The following is a 1,226-nucleotide window of genomic DNA, read 5'->3' as shown; positions in this document are numbered from 1 at the left end:
GGGCGACGGGGCTCACGCCGACACCTCCCCGGCGGCGGCGACGACCAGGCCGTCGTCGGTCTTGCGGATCGACCCGGCCTCGGTCAGCGCCTTGACCTCGCGGGAGACGGTGCCCTTGTTCAGGCCGGTGGCCTCGGTGACCGCCTTCGCGGTCCGGGCGCCGGAGCGGATCGCGGCGAACACCCGGTCCCGGTTGGTCACGGCGGGCGCCGGTTCCGCCGGCACCGGCTCGGCCGGGGCGACCTGGGCCGGGACGGCGGCGACCGGGCGGGGGCGGACCGGGCCGGTGACGAACTGGGCGGCCGGGGCGGGCTGGTGCGCGGTCGGCGCGTAGTCCGGCCGGGGCGGCACCGCGACGGGCGCCGGGGCGGCCGTGTCGTAGACGGAGGCGTCCTCGTCCCACTCCACCGGCCCGTTCTTCACCAGGGTGAACACCGGGCGGGCCGGGGCGGCGGGCTCCGCGTACCGCGACCAGATCGGCCGGTCCGGCAGGGCGATGACCTGCTCGGCCGTCATGTACCGGACCTTGACCGGGTGCGGCTTGCGGCTCTTCCCGGCCCTCACCAGCGCGTAGCCCGGGTAGTCCAGGTCCTCGGCGGTCCAGCCCTTCGCCTGGGCGTCCTCACCGAGCACGACGCGGGCCTCGGTCGGGGTGGACACCGCGAGGCAGATCTTCAGCGCGAGCTGCGGCGCGATCTGCTTCGGAATGCCGTCCGGGATGGTGGGCTTCTGCGTCATCCACCACAGGTCGATGGAGGCGGCGCGGCCCATCCGGGCGACCGACTCCAGCCCGACCAGGGCGTCCTTCGCGGCCGAGATGACCTCGGCGCCCTCGTCGACGACCACGGTGATGCGGGGCCGCTCGCGGGTCGGCGTGAGCTTGTCCTTGCCCTTGGGCAGCAGGTCCAGGCGCTCGGTCATCTCCTCGACCAGCTCCTCGGACAGGGCGAGCGCGTCCTCGGCCGTGGTGACCACGCGGGCCCGGTGGTCCCACAGGCGACCCTCGACCTTCTTGAAGTCGAAGATCACCAACGCGTTCGTGTCGCCCTCGGACGCCTCGAACAGCATCGGCCGGGACGCGACGGACTTGCCCGCGCCGGACATACCCGCGATCAGCATCCGCTCGCCGAGCGGGATCTCGACCTGCTCGCCGGTCACGGTGTCCACACCGAAGTTCCGCTTCTCCAGCGACCACAGCAGGTCGTCGCCGTCGGCGGCGGAGCGGG

Annotated in this window: 1 protein-coding gene; it reads right to left on the bottom strand. The window is 74.0% G+C overall.

Going from position 1 to position 1,226, the window contains the following annotated elements; genetic code table 11:
• Window positions 1-12 precede the first annotated feature (12 nt).
• A partial coding sequence (locus K353_RS34995) for an FtsK/SpoIIIE domain-containing protein (RefSeq protein ID WP_370447700.1) occupies window positions 13-1,226 on the bottom strand: 1,214 nt, incomplete at its 5' end.

The organism is Kitasatospora sp. SolWspMP-SS2h (assembly GCF_003259315.1).
Classification (GTDB): Bacteria; Actinomycetota; Actinomycetes; order Streptomycetales; family Streptomycetaceae; genus Kitasatospora; species Kitasatospora fiedleri.
This window is presented reverse-complemented; position numbering and strand designations above follow the sequence as displayed.